This window comes from Pseudomonas sp. JUb52 (assembly GCF_004341115.1).
GTDB lineage: Bacteria > Pseudomonadota > Gammaproteobacteria > Pseudomonadales > Pseudomonadaceae > Chryseomonas > Chryseomonas oryzihabitans.
Map to the genome: position 1 here is coordinate 232,001 of NZ_SLYS01000001.1, position 21,064 is coordinate 253,064.

Genomic DNA, 21,064 nt, shown 5'->3' on the forward strand with positions numbered 1-21,064 from the left:
ATGGGTGTGATCGACGACTGGTTTCCCGGCCTGGCCGCGAAGCGCGCTGAGCAGCGCCTGAAGAAAGCCCGCGCCGACACCGTGCGCGAGATGCTGACCCGGCGCTTCGAGGGCGCCGCCGGTGGGCGCCGCAATGAGGGCTGGCGCAGCACCGGCACTGATGCAAACGCTGAGAACGCTCCGGCCCTGGCCAAGCTGCGCAACCGTGCGCGCGACCTGCGCCGGAACAACCCCTACGCCGAGCGGGCCATCACCGGCATCGCTGACAACGTGGTCGGCGCCGGCATCGTACCGCGGCCCCTGGCCCGTTCTGACCGGGCCAACAAGAAGCTGGGCGACCTCTGGCGTGTCTGGGCTGAGACCACTGTCTGCGATGCCGATGGGCTGGAGAACTTCTACGGCCTGCAGCACAAGGGGCTGGAAGCCGCCGCGGGTGACGGCGAGGTGCTGCTGCGCCGCCGCCGCCGCTTCAGCTCTGACGGCCTGCCGGTCCCCCTGCAGATCCAGATGCTGGAGGCTGACTTCCTCGACGAGAGCAAGGATGGGCCGATTGGCGCGAACCGGGTCATTCAAGGCGTCGAGTTCGACGTCATTGGCCGCCGGGTCGCCTACTGGCTCTTCGACGAGCACCCCGGCGCCAACGCTGCCTGGGGATCCCTGACCTCAAAGCGGGTGCCGGCGGAAGACGTCATCCACCTGTACCTGCCCAAGCGTCCCGGCCAAGCCCGCGGCTTTACCTGGCTCGCGCCGGTGATGCAGCGGATGCGCAGCCTGGACGAGATGGAAGACGCCGTGATGGAGCAGGCCAAGATCTCGGCTTGCTTCGCGGCGTTCGTCACCAAGGGCGAACAGGCGACCAGCAATACCAAGTCCCCGCTGATTGATCACGTCGAGCCCGGCATCGTGCAGGAGCTGGGCCTGGGTGAGAGCGTCAGCTTCGGCACTCCGCCCACCTTCAACGGATACCAGCCCTACAGCTGGCAGAGCCTGCACGCGATCGCCGTGGGCCTGGGTGTCCCCTATGAGCTGCTGGCTGGCGACCTGAAGGGCGTCAACTTCTCCAGCGGCCGCATGGGCTGGCTGCACTTCGCCCGCCGGGTGGACGTGTGGCAGTGGCGGATGCTGATCCCGCAGCTATGCGAGGGCGTGTGGCGCTGGTTCATGGAGGCCCAGGCCTTGCTGCCGGGCGGCGTCCTCGAGGATGCCCGCGCCGAGTGGGTGCCGCCGCGCCGCGACATGGTGAACCCGAGCGAAGAGACCGAGAACCTTAAGGAACGCATCCGCAACGGCCTGACCACCTGGCAGGACGGACTGCGGGAGCTTGGGGTGACCGATCCCGACGCCCACGCCGAGCAGATCGCCAAGAACAACGCCCTGCTGGACAAGCACGGCCTGATCCTCGACTGCGATCCGCGCCGCGTGGCCACCGCCGGCGCCGCCACCCCGGCGGATGCCGGCACCGATTCCACCGACGACAAAACCGACGAGAGTAAATCCGATGCCGGAAGCACTGACTCCCAAGACGCATGAGACCCCGCTGCGGGTGCTGCGGGCCGCGGTGCGCCCCGGCACCGTTGATACCGAGGCCCGCACCGTCGAGCTGGTATGGACCACCGGCGCCAAAGGCCGCCGCTGGGCCTGGGACGTGGGCAGCTACATGGAGGAGCTGGACCTGTCGCCCGATTCGGTCCGCCTTGAGCGGCTGAACAACGGCGCGCCACTGCTCAACACCCACAGCACCTATGACCTGGACGATGTCCTGGGCGTGGTGGAGCGCGCCTGGATCGAGGGCGGCGAAGGCCGGGCCCTGGTCCGCTTCAGCGAGCGCGAGGAGGTGGAGCCCATCTTCCGCGACGTGAAGAGCGGGATCCTCCGCAACATCAGCGTCGGCTACGCCGTGCATCGCTACGAGGTGATCGAGGCGGAAGACGACAAGCTGCCGACCTACCGCGCCATGGACTGGGAGCCCCTGGAGCTATCGCTGGTGCCGATCGGCTTCGACGATGGGGCCAAGACCCGCAACGCGGAGAACCCCGCCGAGTACAAGGGGCCCCGTTTCCAAACCCAATTCAATGTCCGGGAGGCCCAAGCGCCTGCCGAGCAACCGGCCGCCGTGGCCACTACCCAAGAGGAACCTGTGATGACCGAAGAAGAGAAGCGCGCGGCCGAGCAGCAACGCCAAGCCGAGCAGCAGCAAGCGATCGATAACGAGCGCAAGCGCTGCCTGACCATCCGCCAGATGGCGCGCAAGGTTGGCCTGGGCGATGACGAAGTCGAAGGCCTGATCGAGCGCGGCGTGTCGGTGGCTGATGCCAGCGCTGCCCTGATCGACAAGGTCGCCGAGCGTCAGCAGGCCCAGCAAGGCCAGAGCCGCAACAGCCAGGCCACCGTGACCAGCACCACCGACACCGGCGTGCTGAATGCCAAGCGTGATGCCATGCAGGCCGCGCTGATCCATCGCTGCGATGCCAGCGCCCAGTTGCCGGAAGCCGCCCGCGAATTCCGCGGCATGCGCCTGGTGGACATGGCTCGCGAGTTCGTGACCCTGTCCGGCGGTAACGCTCGCGGGATGACCGCTCAGGAAGTCGCCCGCGCCGCCCTGGGCTGCGATCGCCAGGCGGTCCGCGCAGCCGGCATGCACACCACCAGCGATTTCCCGCTGCTGCTGGGCAACACCGTCAACCGCACCCTGCGCGCTGGCTATGAGCTGGCCCCGCAGACCTGGCGCGTCCTGGGTCGCCAGACCACCGTGCCGGACTTCCGCGAAGTGACCCGCGCTGCCCTGGGCGACATCGCCGCCCTGGAGAAGGTGAAGGAGCACGGCGAGTACAAGTACGGCACCCTGGACGAAGAGGGCGCCCCGCTGCGCGTCGTCAAGTACGGCAAGATCATCGCCATCACCTGGGAAGCCATCGTCAACGACGACCTGGGCGTGTTCACCCGGATCCCCACCGCGCTTGGCGCCGCTGCTGCGCAGACAGAGAGCGATGCCGTGTGGAGCCTCATCCTGGGCAACGCCAACTTCACCGACGGCAAGCCGTTCTTCGACGCCTCCCACGGCAACGTGGCGGCCAGCGGCGGCGCGATCAACGCCACCACCTTGGCCGCTGCCCGCGCCGCGCTGCGTAAGCAGAAGTCCAAGGCCGGCCAGTTCCTCAACGTCGAGCCGAAGTACCTGGTGGTGGGCCCCGACAAGGAGCTCGAGGCCTACCAGTACACCAGCTCGCTGTACGTGCCGGCCAAGAACAGCGACATCAACGACCCGCGCAACGCCCAGCTGACCGTGATCGTCGATGCCCGCATCCCCGGCAACCAGTGGTTCCTGATCGCTACCCCCGGCCTGGTCGATACCTTCGAGTACGCCTACCTGGAAGGTGAGCAGGGCGTGTTCACCGAGACCCGCGAGGGCTTCGAGGTGGACGGCCTGGAGGTCAAGGCTCGCCTGGTCTTCGGCGCGGCCTGGATCGACTACCGCGGCGCCTACAAGAACCCCGGCAACTGATAGGCGAGGGCGCCTGCGGGCGCCCCTGCTGAACCCTTCGCATCCAAGAGGAACGCTCCATGAAGAACTTCATTCAAGCCGGCGACTGCATCACCCTGCCGGCCCCCACCGGCGGCACCGTGTCCGGCGATCTGTACAAGGTCGGCGGCCTGGTTGGCGTTGCGGCCACCACTGAGGCTGAAGGCAAGGACGTGGTGCTCAAGACCACCGGCGTCTTCGAGCTGGACAAGATCAGCGCCCAGGCCTGGGCCATCGGCGACGTGGTCTACATGAACGGCACCAGCCGCATGGCGACCAACGTCTCTGCCTCCGGCCTGTTCCGCATCGGTGTGGTCACCGAGGTCGCGGCCAACCCCTCGGCCGTGGGCCGCGTCCGTCTGGACGGCACCTCCGTCACCGCGGTGGCGTGATGATGTTCGGCAAGCTCATCGAGCAGATGGAGACCATCGGGCATCGGTGTCTTGCCGACTCCCGGGGCGACTACCTGGAAGCCGAAGCGCCGCCGGTGCGCGGCCTTCTGCTCCGGGTAGACCGCAACCTCCAGCAGAACGGCCCGGACGGGATCTTTCTGACCGGCCAGGCCGCCATCACCTGGCTGGTCAAGGATCTTCCGGCCGCGAACCGCGGGGCCTACTTCGTCATCGGCTGCACCCGCTACCGGGTCGACGACATCGTCCGCGACGACGGCTACGAAATCATGGCCATCACCACTCCCGAGACCTGATCCATGGCGAACAAGCTGACGCTGATCCGGCACGCGCTGCTGGCTCGGCTGGGCACCATCACGCCTGCAAACGACTACCGCACCGAGGCGGGCGCCAATGTCCGCTCTGGCTGGCTCAACGAGCTGGTGAAGGAAAAGGGCAGCGCTTTCCCCCTGATCGTCGTCCAGCCAGGCCGTGACCAGCAGCCTACCCCAGGGCCAGGCGCGATCAAGCTGGTGCGCGGCTACGACATCGTCGGCGCCGTCTCCACCCAGGTCGAGGATTACGAGGCGGTGCTGGATGAGCTGGAGTTGGACCTGCTGCAGGCGCTGACGCCGATTCCTGGCGTGCTGCTGCCTTGGGGCCGGCCGCACATCACCAGCATCACCCTCGGTGCACCGACGCATTACCCGCCTGGCGATGGCATGAACGCCGCCGCCGTGCTGATCCCCATCTACCTCCACACCGTCATCGAGGGCCGCATCCCATGACCGACTCCAAACTCCAGGAACTCAAGGCCGAAGCCGAAGAGCGCCGCTACGAAGTCAAGCTGATCAAGCCGCACACCCATGCAGGCGAAGAGCTGCAGCCCGGCGACACCCTCAAGGTGACCGCTGCGCAGCGCGCCTGGCTCAAGGACGCCGGTGTGATCGAAAACCCCACCGCCGACGTCTCGAAGGAGAAGTAACATGGCGCAGAAGAAAGAGACGTTCGTCATCGGCGGCTGGCTGAAGGCTCGCGAGGCCGGCACCAACCTGCCGTTCCAGAAGTGCGGCCTGGTCTCGACCATCCAGCACACCGTCGAAACCAACGACATCACCCTGGCCGACACCACCACCCCGCAGGGCGGCGAGTACGACTCGGTGTCGCGCGTCACCAGCGTGGGCCTGTCGGTCAACTTCCGTGAGCTCTACACCTGGGTGCTGGGCGCCCTGGTCTGGGGTGACACCACCAGCGTGCCCTCGACGACCATCACCGACGAGACCCACCTGGCGGGCGTCGACGGCACCATCGCCCTGGCGCAGATGCCGCTGACCATCGCCAGCGTGGCGGCCGGCACCGGCTCGACCACCTTCAAGGAAGACGACGACTGGGTCATGACCGGCAGCGGCATCGAGCCTGTGCCGGGCGGCGCTCTGGAAGCGGCCATCAAGGCTGCCGGCACCACGCCCTACAGCGTAAAGGTCAGCTACACCTCGGCCACCGTGGACGTCGTCCAGGCGCTGACCAACAGCGGCAAGACCTTCGAATTCCTGTTCGAGGGCGAGAACGCCGCCGGCACCCAGAAGCGCATCGAGGCTCGCTACTTCCGCGTCCGCCTGAACCCGGCTTCCAGCTTCGACTGGATCAACACCGAGGACTTCATGGGCGCCGAGACCACCGCCAAGGTGCTGCTGGACTCCTCGAAGGTCGGCGCAGGTCTGTCGAAATACTGCCGGATCCGCAAAGAGGTCTGACGGTCGCATTCGTACGACTAAATCGACCCTTCATCAGGGCCCGGCCTCGCGCCGGGTTTTGATGTGGCCCATATCGACGTAGGGTGTTCCCTTTTGAGGAGATCGCCCGAATGGAATGCCTTTCCTGCAAGCATACCGACAGCCCCGAAGCCTTCGGCTCGCCGGCCAAGTGCCCGCAGTGCGGGGTCTATCAAGACAAAGCTCGCGCGCATATCGAGCGCATGGAAAGGGCCCAGGCTCCTGCACCGGATGAGGCCGTACCGCGTCCTCCTGTGAATGAACCTGATAGTCACTCCGCGAGACCTGCGGGCGTTCAACAGGTCGTAGTTATCGATTTCAGGATGAGCTTTTGGTCCATGGTTAAGTTCATGGTCAAGTGGGCTATAGCAGCTATACCTGCACTTTTTTTGCTAATTCTTATCGGTATATTTGCTTCTAGTTTTCTGTCCGGTTTTCTTTCAAACAAGAATAGTAGTTATACGTCGCCAAAGAGCAATGGGGATTCCGCCTCCTACTCTCGTGCAGATTCAAGCTCGAAGGATGTTCTGACCTTTGAGGTGGCTAGCTCATGGTACGAAAAAGCTGGTGAAGGTAGTGGGCGCCTACATTTGAGGCTCGCAGCCTTCAACGCATCAGCCAAAAATATTCAAGCTGTTGAGGGTCGCTTGAGCTTCCTGGATGTTTCGGGGAATACCGTTGGTACGGTTCCCTTTAGTGCCTCAGTCAGCGTCCCCGCATACGGATCCGCTTGGTGGGATGGCGCTATATTTATTAGCTCTACAATCCCCGGATTCGCAGGGCTTCAGTCTGTAGGATCTAGTAATCGGGTCTCATTTAAGCCAAGGCAATTGGTTTACTCAGATGGGACAGTCGAGAACTTCTAAACTAAACCCGCTTCGGCGGGTTTTTTATGCTCTGGAGAAAGAAATGTCCGAACTGTCCAGCTCCCGTGTTTTGAATCTGGATGGGCGGGAGGTGATCGTGCGCGAGCTGACGGTATCTAGCGTGCGGCAGATGCTCCTACCTGACAAGGATGGCGACATGCTGGGCGGAAGCCTGTTCGAGGAGGCGCGCCTAGTCGATATCTGCCTGATGACCTCGCTGGAACCTGCCGATATCGAGGCGCTCCGCCCGAGCCAGTTGCGCCAGGTGCTGGACGCCTGCAAGGAGCTGAACCGCGATTTTTTCGGGATGCTGGCTCGTCTGGCCAGCACCCCGGGCAAGCGCTAGCCGCTCTCGAAGCGACCATCTGTACCCTTATTCGCTTGGGCCACCACCGAGTGTTGGAATACCCCTGGCGCCTCTTCTTGCGATCCCTGAAGGCCTGAACCATGGCAGACGTTGAACTCCGGCTGCAGGCCGACCTGACCGATGCCCAGCGGAATATTGCTGGCTTTCGAAAGGAATACGGCGCCCTGGTGCGCGAGGTGGAAAAGCCCTTGCGGCAGGTGAATGCCTTCCGTGATCTGGAAACTGCTCTGGAAGAGACCCAGCGCGGAGCCAGGGAAGCTCGCGACCGCGTGCGTGATCTCGGCAATCAGATGGCCGCGGCGGCGATACCCAGCAAGGCTCTGCAGCAGAGCTACCGGGACGCCGTTTCTGACCTTCAGAGGCTGGATCGCCAAGAAGCCACTCACATCGTTCGCCTGGCCGGCATGCGTAGCGAGCTGAAGGCTGCTGGGGTTGATACCCAGAACTTGGCTGCAGAACAGGCAAGGTTGCGTCGTGAGTACGCTCAGCGCGTGCAGAACGGTGCCCTTGCGAGCGGTCTGGCGACCTCGCGGAACAATCTGGGCCTCGACAAGTATCAGGCTCTCCGCCAGGAGATGGCACGGCTGACTGCGGACTACCAGCGCCTCACCCGGGAAGGAAAGCTTTCCGCCACTGAGCGCGCTGTAGCGGAGCAGACCTACCGAGCACAGCTGGAAAAAACCCAGGCGGCCATGGCCAGGATGCGCGGCCAGCAGCAGGGGGACTCCGGCGGCTCAGGAGGCGCTGCTGGCGCTGGGGCGCTCTTGGCTATGAGGGGCGTGATGGCTGCGACCGGCGTCCTTGGTCTGGCAATCGGCGTCGCAGGGGCGTTGGCCGTCAAGACAGCCAAGGAGATTGGCAAAGCGACTGACCCCATCAAGCAGATGGATGCCCAGTTGAAGAACGCCACGAGCAGCTCTGCAGAGTACAGCCGTGCGCAGGCCGAACTGCTTCGGATCGCGGAGGAAACTCAGACGCCGCTTGAAACGAACGTTGCGCTCTATGCCCGGATGTCACCGGCGCTCAAGGAGGCAGGCAGAAGTCAGACCGAAGCCCTGGGCGTAATCGAGGCGGTCGGTTTGACGCTGAAGATCAGTGGTGCCAGCGCCGAGGAATCTGCCGGTGCCATTCTGCAATTCTCCCAGGCCCTGGGTTCTGGGGTGCTGCGCGGCGACGAGTTCAACAGCGTTGCCGAACAGTCTCCGCGCCTGATGCGCGCCCTGGCTGAAGGCATGAAGGTGCCTGTTGCTGCCCTTCGTGATCTGGCCGCGCAGGGCCTGCTGACCGCAGACGTCATCGTGGACGCCCTGACTAAGCAGTTGCCGTCTCTTCGCCAAGAGGCGGAGGGCTTCGGCAATACCTTCTCTGGTGCAACTCAGAACATGGGCACCGCAGCTCAGCAGCTCGTCAAAAGGCTGGATGAGATAACCGGTGCGTCGGACAAGGTGGTATCGGCGGTCAACGCAATCACCGAGGCGATCAAGAACCTACCGAATGCTGCAAACACCCTGGGCCAGGGATTTAGCCAGATCCGCGGCCAGCTCGATGAGGTGGCAACGCTGCAGCGCAAGATCCAGATCCTGAACGCCATGATCGACACCACGCCGGATAATGGCAGTGTCAGTCGTGAAGGCGTTCGAGAGGGGCTGCGCGCGCGCCGGGATGCGATCCAGAAAGAGCTCGACGCTCTGCTGAGCGACCAGCGCGCTGCTGCCGTCGAGTCCGGCAAGATCAACAGTCAGACCAACAGCGAAGCCCGCGCCTCGCAGGAGGCCTACCAGCGCCAACTGACCCAGCACCGCAACAAGCTGAAGTCCACCCGCGACCAGATCGTATCGGACGCCAAGGCGGCAATTAGCGAGCAGGAGAAGCTGGAGCAGGCGCAGCAGAGCAAGATCGATGACATCCTGGCCGACAGGAAGGAGATCCAGAAGCGGTTCACCTCGACTGTTTCCCAGCTGCGCAACGGCACCGCAGAGCCCAGTTATGGCGCCGCGCAGGACCTCAAGGCCTCTGCCCAGTCGGCGCTGCGCCAGGGCGATTTCAAGACCGCAATGGAGCAGGCCGAGCAGGCTCGCCAGATGCTGCTGGACATGCAGCAGGCCGGCCAAAGCACCTATGGCCTGGAAGGCTTCGCCAAGCAGCTGCAGGCGATCGAGCTGGCGGCCAACGACTTGGAGAAGACCGACGCCGACAAGAAGCTGGATGCGATCAGCACCAAGCTGGCCGATCTGAAGAGCAAGGCCTCCGAGCTGGAGAACCTGCAGGTCACGCCGACTCTGGATGATGCGGCGGCTGCGGACCTCGTCGAGAAGATGAAGGCGCTGGCCAAGCAGATTGGCACCGAGGCAACCGTGACGCTGATGGTCAATCCCATCGCGCCATCGGACGCCATGAAGGCCGGCGGCTTGGAAGGCAGCGGCCAGGTCAACTTCCCTGGTGCGCTCCAGACCCTGCAGGTCCCTGTCCAGCCCTCGCTGGATCAGCAGGCGGCAGCTGCTGCCACCTCCCAGGTGCAGGCGCTCATCGAACAGCTCAAGCAGCAAGCGGTGATTCCGCTGACAGTCGCAGTAGGTCAGGCGGGCACCGCAGACGCAGCAGCAGTTCCTGGCTTCGCCACTGGCGGCCAGATCTCGGGCCCTGGTACCGGAACCTCGGACAGCATCCTGGCGCGACTCTCCAATGGGGAGTTCGTCATGCGAGCGGCTGCGGTGCGGCACTACGGCCCGGATCTGCTGGAACAGCTGAACGCCCGGCGCCTGCCGCGCTTCGCCACCGGCGGCGCTGTAGGTCGGGTGCCGGCAATTCCCCCTGTGGCTGCGGCGCTGCTGCAGGGCAACGACCAGGCATTCCTCGGCACCATGGATCTGGCACTGCCCGGCGGTGACAGCCTGACCGTCTCGGTGCCAGCCAACCAGCGCAGCGAACTGGAGATCGCCCGGAAGAAGTTCGGACGACCCCGGACACGTGGATAACCCGGCCCGCCTCGCGCGGGCTTTTTCTTGACTGGAGTCGCTATGGCCGTTGCGCGCGTGATGCTCGGCGGAATCCCGCTGGTTGCCCATGATGGGCCGCCAAGCCAGCAGTACAAGGTCGGCGCCGAAGGCCGCGCCCGGGTTCGCTTGAGCCAAGGTGCTCTGGTGAACATGCGCCACTGGTCCAAGACCGCCATCACCGTCAGCGGAAGCGGGTGGATGGGTCCAGGCCTGGATGGCCTGAACTTCGACCAGCCGCTGGAACTGCGCTGCACTCAGCCGCGCTCGATCCGGGGCACTGGAACCAGCTTCACCCTGACCAGCACCCCGCGGCCCGACGTAGCGCCCTGGGCGCTGGCCCTTGTCGACACCGAATGGGTAACGACCCCGGCCAGCTTGGCCGGCCAGGTGGCTACCGTAACCCCGGTCGATGGCGCCACGCTCTATCAGGTGCAGTGGATGCCCATGTTCAGCGTCTACGTAGACCGCGAGGAGGCGATGGACGCCAGCGCCGCAACCTTCGACTGGACCCTGACCGCCGAGGAGGCGTGATGCTCAACGCCTACCCGCTGAATGCCCAGCCGCTGAACGCTGGAGGGGCAGGCCAGGGCGATGATCCAGGCCCCAATCCTCCGGTACCGGTTGCGCCGGCGCTGTCCTTCACCTGGCGCCTGGTGCTGATGATCGGTGGCGTGGACTACTCCGCGCAGCTGACCGGTTCGGTATCGGTGGACCGGGAGGAGGGCGCTGCTGGTTTGGCCACCGTGATCATCTTCCTGCCGCCCGGGCCGGTTGTGCCCACCGACTGGATCGGCCGCCCGGTGACGCTTGACTATGTGAGCGATCAGGGCGGCGTGGTCACGCAGTCCCGGCGCTACACCGGTCAGGTCTCTGATCCGTCCTACGATGCTACCCAGCGCCTGCTGACGCTGAACTGCAGCGACCAGCTCCAGAAGCGGGTCGAGGCCATGGCCATCGCTGACATCGATGCCTTGGTCGGCGGCTACTGGTCGGACGACGTGTTCGAGCCCACTGAGGGCCGTAGCCGCTGGGACTATGCGGGCGAGCGTCTGGGCACCATCCCTATGAGCCTGGATGCCTCGGCCGCCGGCGCGCTGCGGGTCACGACCTGGTTCGCCCAGGCCCCGGCATTCGAGTTCGGCACCGGTACCACCGTCTACCAGAGCATCCGCGTGGAGCTCGCGCAGCTCGACCGGCTGACCAATGTCGTCGAGATCGAGGGCGGCTATCGCTATGCCCGGCTCTGGCAGCAGAGCAACGGCTACACCTGGGTGCATCCCGAGACCCAAGGCGCCAGCGGCCTGGGCGGCTTCTGCCAGTGGCGCAAGGAGTCTTCGGAGACGCCTGACGTCGACATGATCGAGTCGGCGGTGAGCGGCAGCGGCCAGACTCTCGTGTCCGGCAGCTACTACACCATCCCGCTGAGCATGCCGAACCCGTGCGGCGATGGAATCCCCTGGGTCAACGTCTACGAAGGGCTGCTGCTGTCGGCCACCTTCTCCGGGGCTCGCCGCTGGACGCAGCAGGTCACCGAGAGCCTGACCCTCAAGGTCTACGCACCCACCAGCGTGGCGCAGGCCGGAGAACAGGTGTCCCGCGATCGCCTGGCAGTTCAGATCGAGGATGATCGGGCCGATGCCTGGGAGAGCGATGAAGTCACCGGCGGTACCGATGGCTTCACCGACCTTGGCAACTCTGCCCGGCGCGGCGCGGCCATTGAGGTCCTGCTGCACCAGGCCCAGACCACCATCCTCAGCAGCCACCGCGACAGCACTGTCAGCTGGGACTTCCCAGCCAGCATGTGCCTGGGCGCGGATCTCGACCAGACGCTGAGCCTGGCTGATCAGGGCGTGAAGGCCGTGGGGAAATGCCGGCGGCTCGAAGAGGCTTACGACCTGGAGTCAGGCAGCGCCCTGATCACCACCACCATCGCGGTAATGCGCGGCGGCGGTACCGACGCGGATGCGCTCACTGCTCCGCCGGAGACCACCAGCAGCCCGAGCAGCGGCAGTCGGAACTATGCACTGGATACCCAGCTCGGCGGCCATTTCGACAGTGGCGACTATGACCCTGATCGTGACGGCTTCTCGGGGATGTACAGCAACGTGCAGGACTCCACCCTGGAGAAGTTTCCCCGCCGCATGAAGGTCACGGCGCCGGAGATTCCAGCGGTCCTGCGAGATGAGCAGGCCTACACCACCACCGCGGAGTACCGGGTGGTCATCCCGAACGACACCCTGGAGCTCTGAAATGGCACTTGGAGACGCCCGGCGCGCCAGTGGCAAGGCGCTGGAAGCCGCACGGCGCGCCATTGGGACATCGAATGAGGCGGATCGCCGCGGGATCGGCGTGGCCATGGAGGCCTCCCGGCGAGGCACCACGGTGGACGACATCAACGCTGTGGTGGCGCTGCCCCGGGCGAACAAGTCGCTTCCCGAGGTGCAGGCCCGCGGCGGTGTGCCGGCGGCCAGTGGTACCGGCGAGTTCAAGGCGAGGCCGGCCACCAACACCGGCGGAGGTATCGCAAGCCCGCTGACTGAGAAGACCAAGTCGGTCGACGGCAAGACAGTGCCAGACCGCGAGTATTACGCCGGCGGCCTCACCAGCAGCGATGGACTCTTCATCCTGCCGGCCATCAAGACCATGAACATGACGGACGCCAATGGCGCTGCAGTCCAGTTCCAATACGCCGATCCGAACGGGACGGTGGCCACCGAGGTGCCGACATGACAGCGCCAGTGTGGGGCTGCCCCTATCACGGCCTGGTGGAGGGCGGAAAGCTCAAGCTCTCCAACGGAAAGACGCTCAACCACCCGCACAAGTACGTCGACAGCTATCCCTTCACTGGCTCGACCATGCTGGTCAAGCACCCGCTGGCCAAGGCAGTGGAGCGGAGCGAGGAAGAAGCTGCCGACGATGCGCAGCGTGGCTGGCAGTGGTGGGACAGGGCGATCATTGGCGGTGGCCAGCTCCATGGCGGCCAGCTGTACGGCTGGATCTACATCGATCCGGACGGCGCCTGCTGGCGAGTCACGTTCAATTTCGTGAGCGCAGACTGGAGCATCAAGCTCGACAGGTTCGGCGTGCTTTCTGGCAAGCCAGAGTCCTACACCTACCCGGTCGCCCAGCCCAACCTTGGCCAGGATACGCCGGCGGTCACCCAACCCCCTGGCGCCGACGCTGGCTACGCGAAGTTCCTGCATCACGCGACGGTGACCGGCGACCGGGCGGCGATCGAGCTGGCGATGGATTTCGGCGCCGATCAGCCCTGGCGCTATCGCTCGGTCGGCTGGCTTGAAGTGAGCCTGAAAGGGAAGGGGGCTGAGTGCCAGGCTGCCCTGACGACGATCTATACGCGAGCCCAGACGTTGGGCGCCGCCAGCGAAACCCTGGTGGCCGGCCAGGCGAGTGACTGGTATCTGGACAACGACCAGCTCATCAACGGCAAGCGGCCTGCCGACAAGTACCTGATCGATCACCAGATCCGCCAGGGCACTGAATCGCGCGGCTTCTCAGGGTGGGTAGTCGGTATCTACTACGATCCGGACGGTACCCGCCGAATCTGGAAGCTATCGATGCTCTATCAGCGGGTGCTGAACATCCCCGCTCTGGAGCACGAAGGGCCAACCAGCTTCCCGAATGGCGCGCCGCTCGTGGGCAAGTGGACGCTCAAATATTCGGTTTCGGATAGCCTGCGGGCTGCGGTGTCGTTGGATGGCACAGAGGTGGTTGGCTGGAGCATCTCCACTGCCCAGCAGCTGGAAGAGACAACCGAGTTCACTGGCGACAGCACCAGCACATACCAGAGCTCAAGTAAGGGGCAGGCGAACTACTCCACCGGCGAGGCGCAGACGATCAACGATTCCGCCACGCTGGACCCTGGGAACCGGCCCATCACCATGGGGGGCATCGTCGCCGCATCGCCCAGCGCTGTCGCAGCGGTTCCGGGCGATATCCCCTATTGCATCAGCAACAACGCCAGCAGCTGGTTGAAGGATGGTCAGTCGGTGGTGGTGCGCATGATCCCCCACCGGATCTCCTACCAGATGTTCGGCGCGGCTCTGGCCTACGGGTCGACTGATCAGGGCGAGACCCACTGGCATCCCGATGTGGCCACACCTTCTGGCTTGTTGCAGTTGCCTGCCATTGATTCCGACGCCAGCTTCTTCCGCGAAGGCGGCAAGCTTTATGGCAGCTGGTGCCCAGTCACCTTCGCTGCTACCCGCTCCTACAAGCCGGTCTGCTACATCTAAGGACACACCATGAACTTCGTGAACAATTGGAGCCAGGCGGTGACGCTGGCCGCCGGCGATACCTCGTGCGCGCTCAGTATCCCGGATGGGGACTATCGGCTCACCCTCGCGGACTCGGCCAGCAAGCCGACGGCCTGGGAGATCGTCAGCGCCTCGGTGTTCGAAGGTACTGCCACCCTGGCCCGCGCCCAGGAGGGTACGACCGCACGCGAGTGGAAGACGGGGAGCATCATCTACTGCTCGATTACAGCCGGGCTGCTCGACACTCTGTTTGCGGCCGCTGGGAACGTGACGAAGCTGCTGGCCAGGGTCGCCGACCTGGAAGGCCGCGTGAACGCCTTGGAGGGCGGCATTGCCCTGACCTCGGAGTTCAAGAACGGCGAGTTCTACGGCTTCACCATCAATCCCAACGACTATGCCTATCCGGCGGGCGCCATCAGCCCGAGCGGTGCGTCCACCATACCGGGCGCCGCTGCAGCGCCGGGCGCCGATGGCGAGCTGATGGGGCTCATCTGGAACAGCCAGTTCCAGAACCTGATCATCACCATTCGAGGCAGCTACGCCTCCAAGGCCGACCTGCCGTTCGCCTCCTTCAAGATCGGCTCCCAGCAGTACAACATCTCCAGCTTCGGAAATCTCAACCAGCTGAATGGCGCGGTCTCGTGCTTCGTGAAGGTCTTGGACAACCCTCTCCCAGAGGGCACCCACAAGATCAGCTTCAGCTAACCCCACTCAGTTCTGGAGTAGCCAGCCATGACGCCGGCCTGCATTCCCCTGCGCATCATCCAGGGAACGACGCTCAACAAGGTCCTGCGGCTGATGCAGCCGGGCCGGATCTACCGCGACATCACCAGCATCGCCGCTACTGCGCCGGTGCGCATCACAGCGCCCGGCCATGGCCTCGTTGGTACTTGGCCAGCCTGGTTCGCCGGCGTGGTGGGGCTGCCGAATCTGAACCGCGACCCGGCCAACGCTCGCCCGCACATGGTCAAGGTCATCGACCAGGACACGCTCGAGGTCGACGTCATCGACGCAAGCGGTGCTAAGCCCTCGGCCGGCCGCCTGATCTATCTGCCACCGCTGGACCTCACTGGCGTCACCGGACGCCTGCTGGTGCGCCCTGAGATTGGTGCCGCGCCAGTACTGGAGCTGAGCACTGCGAATGGCGGGCTGGTCATTGATGGCCTGGGCCTGCTGCGGATCCACCTGACCGCCGCTGCGACCGCCGTCCTTGGCTGGACTCGTGCCACCTGGGATCTGGAGTTCACCTTCGCCGATGGCACAGTGACGCGCTTTGCCCAAGGCGAGGTGGAGGTCGGACTGGAGGGTTGCCCATGAGCTGCGACTCTCCTGGCCTGATCGTCGTTGAGGACGAGCATTGCATCGTCGTAGAGCCCGAAGCCGAAATCTTAGTGGTGGCAGTCAGCGACCAGGGACCACCCGGCCCACCTGGCGCGCCGGGTCCTGCTGGCGGTGCCGCAGTGCAGCGACTGGCCGGGGAAACGCTCAGCGCCCTGCGTGTCGTGTACGAGCTTGATGGGCAGGTCTTCCTGCTCTCGTCCACTGACGAAGACCACATCGACCTGCTGCTCGGCCTGGCGCTCACCGCCGCCGCGACTGGTACCGCAACCAACATCCAACTGATCGGCGCCGTCGACGATGCCGCCTGGTCATGGACACCCGGGCCGATCTGGCTCGGAACCAACGGGGCGCTGACTCAAACGCCGCCGTCGTCGGGTTTCGACGTTCGACTCGGGGCGGCCGTCAGCGCTACCCGGGTAATTCTCAATATCGAAGAGCCAGTCTGGCTCGATTAGGAGTGATCCATGGTCGACAAACTTCTGCAGCGCAAGAATGGCAAGACCCAGCAGTACACCCCGGTCACCCAGTCGGCCGGCGCCGCCGATGCCGGCAAGATCCCGGCGCTGAACTCCAGCGGCAAGCTGGACCCGACCACCATGCCGGACGGCATCGGCGCGGCCACTCGCCTGGCGCCTGCCACCGAGGCTCTGTCCGCTGGTGCTTTCGTCAACGAGTACGCGAACAACGGGACGCTATCGGCGCGGTTGGCCGATAACAGCAATGGCCGGGTGGCCACTGGCTTCGTTAAAGCCCAGGTTTCCAGCGGCCAGCCGGCAACCATCTGGCCGCTCGACTCGACCAACGACCAACTGACTGGCCTAACTGTGGGCGCCGACTACTACTTGGGCACCGCCGGCGGCGTCCTGGCTACGCCGCTCGACGCCACCGATACCGCGCAGTCCGGCAAGATCGATCAGCGCCTGGGTCGCGCTCGTAGCGCCACCGAGCTGGTGACCGACGACTACGACTACGTGGTGCTCTGATGGCCGGCCGGCTCCCGCTGGTGCGGGTTTCCGGGCGGCAAAGGCAGATGCCTTCCGGCGATGCCGTGCCGGTGGCAGCTGGTGGTACCGGATCCACCACAGCAAGACAGGCGCGGACAAATCTTGGCCTCGCCACGGACGCAGTTGATGCGGTGCCTGTCGCAAACGGCGGCACTGGCGCTACCAGCGCCAGGCAGGCACGCACGAACTTGGGTCTCGCCACAGATGTGCTTGACGCAGTACCTATTTCTAAGGGGGGAACAGGGGCTGCGGACAAAGCTGGCGCAATTGCAAATCTAGGAGTCCTTTCGGCAAACGGATCTAATTCGAGTAGCGGCTTATCTCTCGTTTCGACCGTTGTTCCGCCATTTCCGAACGTTAACGAGTCTAATACCGTTAGATCCAGTTCTCTAACAGTCAGTAACGGCGGCAACACTGCGGCCAGCGCTTGTATGGCTTTTGTTCGGGAAGGCCAATACGGAGTCATGGTTGGACTCGACTCTGGAAACGGAAATAACTTCTGCATCGGCGGCTGGTCGATGGGGACTGTTAGTTATAAGTTCTACCACGAAGGGAACACCACCAGGTCCAGCTCGGGCGTGCTATCGGCAGCGTCCCCTATTGTGCGCATTGTCCAAGTGGAAAAGAGCGAGCGCCGCGACCTGTTAGAAAGCAGCTTCGAGGCCGCCGGAGAGTATGGCGCCTGCAACTTCGAGGCGAGAGGCGTGCTTGTCGAGCGCTTGGGTGTGGGCGTGTACCGGATCACCGGGAGCCTGGGCCTTGCCAAGGAGGGCTGGCGCATTCAGGACCCATGCTCGCCTGACGGTGGCCGGACCCTGGGCATCACCCAGAGCCAGGAGGACGAGCAGGGGGTGGTGATCGTCAAGCTGTTCAAGCAGCGCTGGACTCTGGATGACGATGGAGAGCTGCATCTGAGCGCTGGCGCGCCTATGGACGTGCCGGTCAATAGCTGGATCGATGTCCGTCTGGAGATGCCAGTGCCAGAGATCATCGTGCCGGAGATGCCGCTCGAGGTCCTCGAAGCCACTCCGGAGCAGCCGCAGGCCGATACGAGCCAGGAGTCTACTGCGTCTGAAATCCTCACGAGCTAGCGGAAACGCTCAGCCTGTCACCTGATGCCTCACTCATTCCTCACATTCGTGAGGACAGCCAACCCGCCGAGCGCGGGTATTTTTTCGCCTGGAGAAAACCCATGCCCATCACCGAGCAGCAGCTCATTGCCATTCTGCCGCGCAGCCGGTCGGTGGCTGCGGCATTCGTCGGTCCGCTGAACGCCGCCATGCAGCGCTACGCCATTGATCAGAACCCGAAGCGCATGGCCGCCTTCATCGCCCAGTGCGGGCATGAGTCGGCCCAGCTCACTGTGCTGGTGGAGAACCTGAACTACAGCGCCCAGGCCCTGGCCAACACCTGGCCCAGCCGCTACGCCGTTGCGCCGGCAGCGAGCCCCCGGACGCCGAACGAGCTGGCCGCCAAGCTGGCCCGGCGCCCGGAGGCGATCGCGAACAACACCTATGCCAACCGGAACGGGAATGGGCCCGAGTCCTCCGGTGACGGCTGGAAGTATCGGGGCCGCGGGCTGCTGCAGGTCACCGGCCGGGCGAACTACGTCGCCGCAGGCGCTGCCCTGGCGCTGGATCTGGCGCAGCACCCGGAGCTGCTGGAGCTGCCCTGGAACGCCTGCATGTCCGCTGCGCACTTCTGGTCGGTGAATGGCCTAAATGCCCTGGCCGACGCCGGCAACACCCTGGCGATCACCAAGAAGATCAACGGCGGCACCAAGGGCCTGGATGAGCGGCAGGCGCTGACAGCGCGCGGCCTGGCGGTGCTGGCGTGAGCGCTCTGTTCGAGCAGTACAGGACGGCCGTGCTCGCGGTCGCCGCAGTCGTGTTGCTCGCCCTGGGCGCGCTGGCAGGTGCCGGCGCCGCCTACTGGCTCACCGCCGGCCACTACCGGCCCATTGTCGACAAGCAGCAGGATGCGATTTCGGTTGCAGCCCAGGTGCTGGGCTCTTGCCGGACAACCACCAGCACGATGGAGGGGCAAATCGGCCAGCAGAACCTGGCGCTGGCAGATCTCCGGCGTGCCGAGGGCGAGCGTACCGCCAAGGCCCTGGCCGACCAGCAGCAGGCCGCCAAGGCCGCCGGCGAGGACTACCAGGCAGCCAACCGCCTGCAGCAGGAGCGCACCGGCGGCGACCCGGCGGCGGCCGCCGCGGCCATCATCGACAAGGAGCTGGGATTGAGTGACTAGGCGACCTTCCTTTTCCGGTAGGGATAGCCATGACATCCTTCCACAGTTACATGCCGCCAGCTCTTTCCGCGATTTATCTGAGATATGCATGTGGCATCTAACGAAAGACTTCTGGCGATGCTGGCACAACTTTCTCCGTTGCATAGTCTCAAAATAACCGACCTTGTCCCTTCTTCGTCTAGCTTCGCCATATGGTGAGAGCTTCCAGCTATGCTGATTGATAGACCGGTCTCTATGGCGTGGCTGTGGTTGCCCTTATGGTCAGTCCATTCTAAGTTACGCCAGTTATTGTTCGTTTTTATGCCGTCTTTGTGGTTGACCACCGGCATGGCAGAGGGGTTTTCTATGAAGGCCCCTGCAACTAGCCTGTGGACCTTGTGAGTCCTGCAGCCTGACTTGCTCAGGGAGACCGTTAAATATCCTGCACCGTCTTTTCCGGCCGAAAGAATACGGCCTTTCCTGATCTGAATAGATCCCCTGGGACCCCTGCAGAGTCGATCAAAAGATCTAACTCTTCCTCGGTTTGATACTTCATAAAGCCCCTCGTAATTGACAATCGTTTTCCATAATTCAGGCATGGGTAGTCCTCCAATGAGAGCTGTTAGCTATGGTGTTTTTCTGGCGATAGTTTTATCGGGGTGCAGCAGTCGGCCCGTTGCCGAGCCCGAGCCACGCGTGGTGCGCGTAGAGGTGCCGGTCCCCGTACCGTGCCAGGTGAAGGCGCCGGCGGTACCGGCCTGGTCGGCAGACGGGCTGCGCAAGGGAGACAGCCTGGAGGTGAAGGTGAGGGCGCTGCTGGCTGAGCGCCGGCAACGGATCGGCTACGAGCGCGAACTGGTGGCTGCAGTGGCCAGCTGCCAGTGACTGCCGTTCGTCGCTGTCAAGCTTGCTGGCCTAGTCCGGCCTGACTACTGTATGGAAAACCAGTATCGGGCTATACTATGGAACAAGTCGACGAGTTCGGAAGCTTCGGGGGTGACGACTTCGACCCGGACTGCCTGGAGATGATCAGGAACCAGCGCGACCTCTACGTCGAGGAGATCGCGATCATGCGCGGGATCATGGGCCGCCTGCGCCAGAACCTGCTCACGGTACTGGCCGAGCGCGATCAGCTGTGGACCGAGGTCCGTATCGTCCGGGGATTCAGTCAGCTCAGCGTCCAGAAGTGGATGGCCGGCGGCGGCGAGGGCGCTCCTGCCAGAGCGCTGGAAGAGATCGACGTGAAGTATCACGAGCTGCTGCTGGTGGTGAACGTCACCCAGAAGGAGAGCGAGCACCTGCGCCGGGAGCTGGCCAAGGCCAGGGCGATGGCCATCGACGAGAAGATGGACGCCGATCGGCTGCGCAGCCAGGTCAGTTGGCTGCAGGGAAAACGGTAGGGGATTGGGGTCGGCAGAACGCCGGAGGAGGGGGCAAATCCTTCCCCAAAACTGGCGCGTAACTATGCGTCAGCAAAGGAAAGTATCGAGCAGTAAAACGACCTATCGAAATAGGCCGTTTCCGGGCTGCAACCGTTGCGCTAGCTGGGTTTCGCCTGATTTACCATCGCATTCCAGGCCTTGATGCCGTAGAGGCTCAGGCCACTGGCCGCTGCGGGCATGGCGTTCTCCTGCGAAAGACTGCAACCGCGGATTATGCCATGACGGGCCGGAAAAGGGCCGGGCGTCGCGCCTCGGGCGAGGAAGGCGGGAGCCGGAAAGCGGAAGGCCGGGGAGTCCCCGGCCTTGGCGATCAACCGCGGCTTTTCACGCCGTAGGTTTCGTCGAGGGTGCCGGGGGTGCCGTCACCCTTGGGCGCGTAGTCCCGCGGCGCTTCGGTCGGACCGTCGATGCGTTCGCGACTGGAGGGGTAACGCTGCTCGGCGCTGTGCAGTGAGGCCAGCAGGTGCTGACGGGTCAGTTCGTCCTGGGCCAGGCGCTCGGCGCCTTCGGACAGGTGCGACTGCATGTCCTGGTAGGTCTGGGTGAGCTTGCGCACCAGGCCGGCGGTGGTGCTGAAGTGACTGGTGACCTCGTGCTGGTAGTCGTCGAACTTCTTCTGCAGATCATCCAGCTGGCGCTGCACCCGGCTCGGCGCGGCACCCGGCACCAGGCGTGCCAGCAGAAAACCTATCCCGACCCCGATCAGCAGCGCGACCAGGGGCAACAACCAGGTAGTGAGCGACTGTTCCACGAAACTTCCTCTATGAGCGGCTTTGCTTTACGGTAACGGCAGACCGGCGAGCCTGTACACTGGGTTGCGTCTTCTGCCATTCGCTGGGCGTCATCATACCCCGCACTCAG

At 64.3% G+C, this 21,064-nt stretch carries 24 protein-coding genes; 22 read left to right on the forward strand and 2 right to left on the reverse strand.

Going from position 1 to position 21,064, the window contains the following annotated elements; genetic code table 11:
* From EC839_RS01160 to EC839_RS01260, 20 genes are all read left to right on the forward strand, one after another.
* The gene (locus EC839_RS01160) at positions 1–1,530 is read left to right on the forward strand and encodes a phage portal protein (protein WP_132831877.1); all 1,530 of its coding nucleotides are present in this window, start codon (positions 1–3) and stop codon (positions 1,528–1,530) included.
* The gene (locus EC839_RS01165; RefSeq protein WP_256680892.1) at positions 1,499–3,502 is read left to right on the forward strand and encodes a prohead protease/major capsid protein fusion protein; all 2,004 of its coding nucleotides are present in this window, start codon (positions 1,499–1,501) and stop codon (positions 3,500–3,502) included. Before EC839_RS01160 ends, EC839_RS01165 begins: the two co-directional genes overlap by 32 nt.
* Before the next feature lie 59 nt (positions 3,503–3,561).
* On the forward strand, positions 3,562–3,912 hold the full coding sequence (locus tag EC839_RS01170) for a DUF2190 family protein (protein WP_132831878.1): 351 nt from the start codon (positions 3,562–3,564) through the stop codon (positions 3,910–3,912).
* Positions 3,913–3,914: 2 nt separating this feature from the next.
* Positions 3,915–4,226 carry a hypothetical protein gene (locus EC839_RS01175; protein ID WP_132831879.1) on the forward strand — a complete coding sequence of 104 codons (312 nt, stop codon included), beginning with the start codon at positions 3,915–3,917 and terminating at the stop codon, positions 4,224–4,226.
* Between the two features lie 3 nt (positions 4,227–4,229).
* Positions 4,230–4,697, forward strand: coding sequence for a hypothetical protein (locus EC839_RS01180; protein WP_132831880.1), 468 nt, complete (start codon positions 4,230–4,232; stop codon positions 4,695–4,697).
* The gene (locus tag EC839_RS01185; protein ID WP_132831881.1) at positions 4,694–4,894 is read left to right on the forward strand and encodes a hypothetical protein; all 201 of its coding nucleotides are present in this window, start codon (positions 4,694–4,696) and stop codon (positions 4,892–4,894) included. Before EC839_RS01180 ends, EC839_RS01185 begins: the two co-directional genes overlap by 4 nt.
* A gap of 1 nt (position 4,895) precedes the next feature.
* Positions 4,896–5,663 (forward strand): hypothetical protein, encoded by a 768-nt coding sequence (locus EC839_RS01190; protein ID WP_132831882.1) that lies wholly within the window; start codon positions 4,896–4,898, stop codon positions 5,661–5,663.
* Between the two features lie 927 nt (positions 5,664–6,590).
* Positions 6,591–6,893 carry a hypothetical protein gene (locus EC839_RS01200; RefSeq protein WP_132831884.1) on the forward strand — a complete coding sequence of 101 codons (303 nt, stop codon included), beginning with the start codon at positions 6,591–6,593 and terminating at the stop codon, positions 6,891–6,893.
* Between the two features lie 101 nt (positions 6,894–6,994).
* Complete coding sequence (locus EC839_RS01205) at positions 6,995–9,889, forward strand: tape measure protein (protein ID WP_132831885.1); 2,895 nt, start codon at positions 6,995–6,997, stop codon at positions 9,887–9,889.
* A gap of 42 nt (positions 9,890–9,931) precedes the next feature.
* Positions 9,932–10,441 carry a hypothetical protein gene (locus EC839_RS01210; protein WP_132831886.1) on the forward strand — a complete coding sequence of 170 codons (510 nt, stop codon included), beginning with the start codon at positions 9,932–9,934 and terminating at the stop codon, positions 10,439–10,441.
* Positions 10,441–12,159 (forward strand): hypothetical protein, encoded by a 1,719-nt coding sequence (locus EC839_RS01215; RefSeq protein WP_132831887.1) that lies wholly within the window; start codon positions 10,441–10,443, stop codon positions 12,157–12,159. The genes EC839_RS01210 and EC839_RS01215 overlap by 1 nt, the downstream gene beginning before the upstream one ends.
* Position 12,160: 1 nt before the next feature.
* A complete protein-coding gene (locus EC839_RS01220; RefSeq protein ID WP_132831888.1) occupies positions 12,161–12,640 on the forward strand; it encodes a hypothetical protein in 480 nt (159 codons plus the stop codon).
* Positions 12,637–14,163, forward strand: a complete 1,527-nt coding sequence (locus EC839_RS01225) for a hypothetical protein (protein ID WP_132831889.1) — start codon at positions 12,637–12,639, stop codon at positions 14,161–14,163. Before EC839_RS01220 ends, EC839_RS01225 begins: the two co-directional genes overlap by 4 nt.
* A 9-nt stretch (positions 14,164–14,172) precedes the next feature.
* Entirely contained in the window at positions 14,173–14,889 is a 717-nt protein-coding gene (locus tag EC839_RS01230) for a hypothetical protein (RefSeq protein WP_132831890.1), read from the forward strand.
* A 27-nt stretch (positions 14,890–14,916) separates the two neighbouring features.
* Positions 14,917–15,501: a hypothetical protein gene (locus EC839_RS01235; protein ID WP_177416647.1), complete on the forward strand. Its 585-nt coding sequence runs from the start codon at positions 14,917–14,919 to the stop codon at positions 15,499–15,501.
* On the forward strand, positions 15,498–15,980 hold the full coding sequence (locus tag EC839_RS01240; protein ID WP_132831891.1) for a hypothetical protein: 483 nt from the start codon (positions 15,498–15,500) through the stop codon (positions 15,978–15,980). Before EC839_RS01235 ends, EC839_RS01240 begins: the two co-directional genes overlap by 4 nt.
* Before the next feature lie 9 nt (positions 15,981–15,989).
* On the forward strand, positions 15,990–16,508 hold the full coding sequence (locus tag EC839_RS01245; RefSeq protein ID WP_132831892.1) for a hypothetical protein: 519 nt from the start codon (positions 15,990–15,992) through the stop codon (positions 16,506–16,508).
* Between the two features lie 485 nt (positions 16,509–16,993).
* Positions 16,994–17,620, forward strand: coding sequence for a hypothetical protein (locus tag EC839_RS01250; protein WP_132831893.1), 627 nt, complete (start codon positions 16,994–16,996; stop codon positions 17,618–17,620).
* 101 nt (positions 17,621–17,721) lie between these two features.
* The gene (locus EC839_RS01255) at positions 17,722–18,366 is read left to right on the forward strand and encodes a glycoside hydrolase family 19 protein (RefSeq protein WP_132831894.1); all 645 of its coding nucleotides are present in this window, start codon (positions 17,722–17,724) and stop codon (positions 18,364–18,366) included.
* On the forward strand, positions 18,363–18,782 hold the full coding sequence (locus EC839_RS01260; RefSeq protein ID WP_256680893.1) for a hypothetical protein: 420 nt from the start codon (positions 18,363–18,365) through the stop codon (positions 18,780–18,782). Before EC839_RS01255 ends, EC839_RS01260 begins: the two co-directional genes overlap by 4 nt.
* Here EC839_RS01260 and EC839_RS01265 read toward each other — a convergent pair.
* Entirely contained in the window at positions 18,779–19,360 is a 582-nt protein-coding gene (locus EC839_RS01265; RefSeq protein ID WP_132831895.1) for an NUMOD4 domain-containing protein, read from the reverse strand. The genes EC839_RS01260 and EC839_RS01265 overlap by 4 nt on opposite strands.
* 13 nt (positions 19,361–19,373) lie before the next feature.
* On the opposite strand from EC839_RS01265, the gene EC839_RS01270 reads away from it, so the two are divergent.
* Together EC839_RS01270 and EC839_RS01275 are read left to right on the forward strand one after the other, a co-directional pair.
* Positions 19,374–19,646, forward strand: coding sequence for a hypothetical protein (locus EC839_RS01270; protein ID WP_132831896.1), 273 nt, complete (start codon positions 19,374–19,376; stop codon positions 19,644–19,646).
* Positions 19,647–19,723: 77 nt separating this feature from the next.
* Positions 19,724–20,161, forward strand: coding sequence for a hypothetical protein (locus EC839_RS01275; protein ID WP_132831897.1), 438 nt, complete (start codon positions 19,724–19,726; stop codon positions 20,159–20,161).
* 352 nt (positions 20,162–20,513) lie between these two features.
* Here the strand turns inward: EC839_RS01275 and EC839_RS01280 are convergent, their stop codons facing one another.
* The gene (locus EC839_RS01280) at positions 20,514–20,954 is read right to left on the reverse strand and encodes a YhcB family protein (RefSeq protein WP_007160614.1); all 441 of its coding nucleotides are present in this window, start codon (positions 20,952–20,954) and stop codon (positions 20,514–20,516) included.
* Positions 20,955–21,064: the final 110 nt, after the last annotated feature.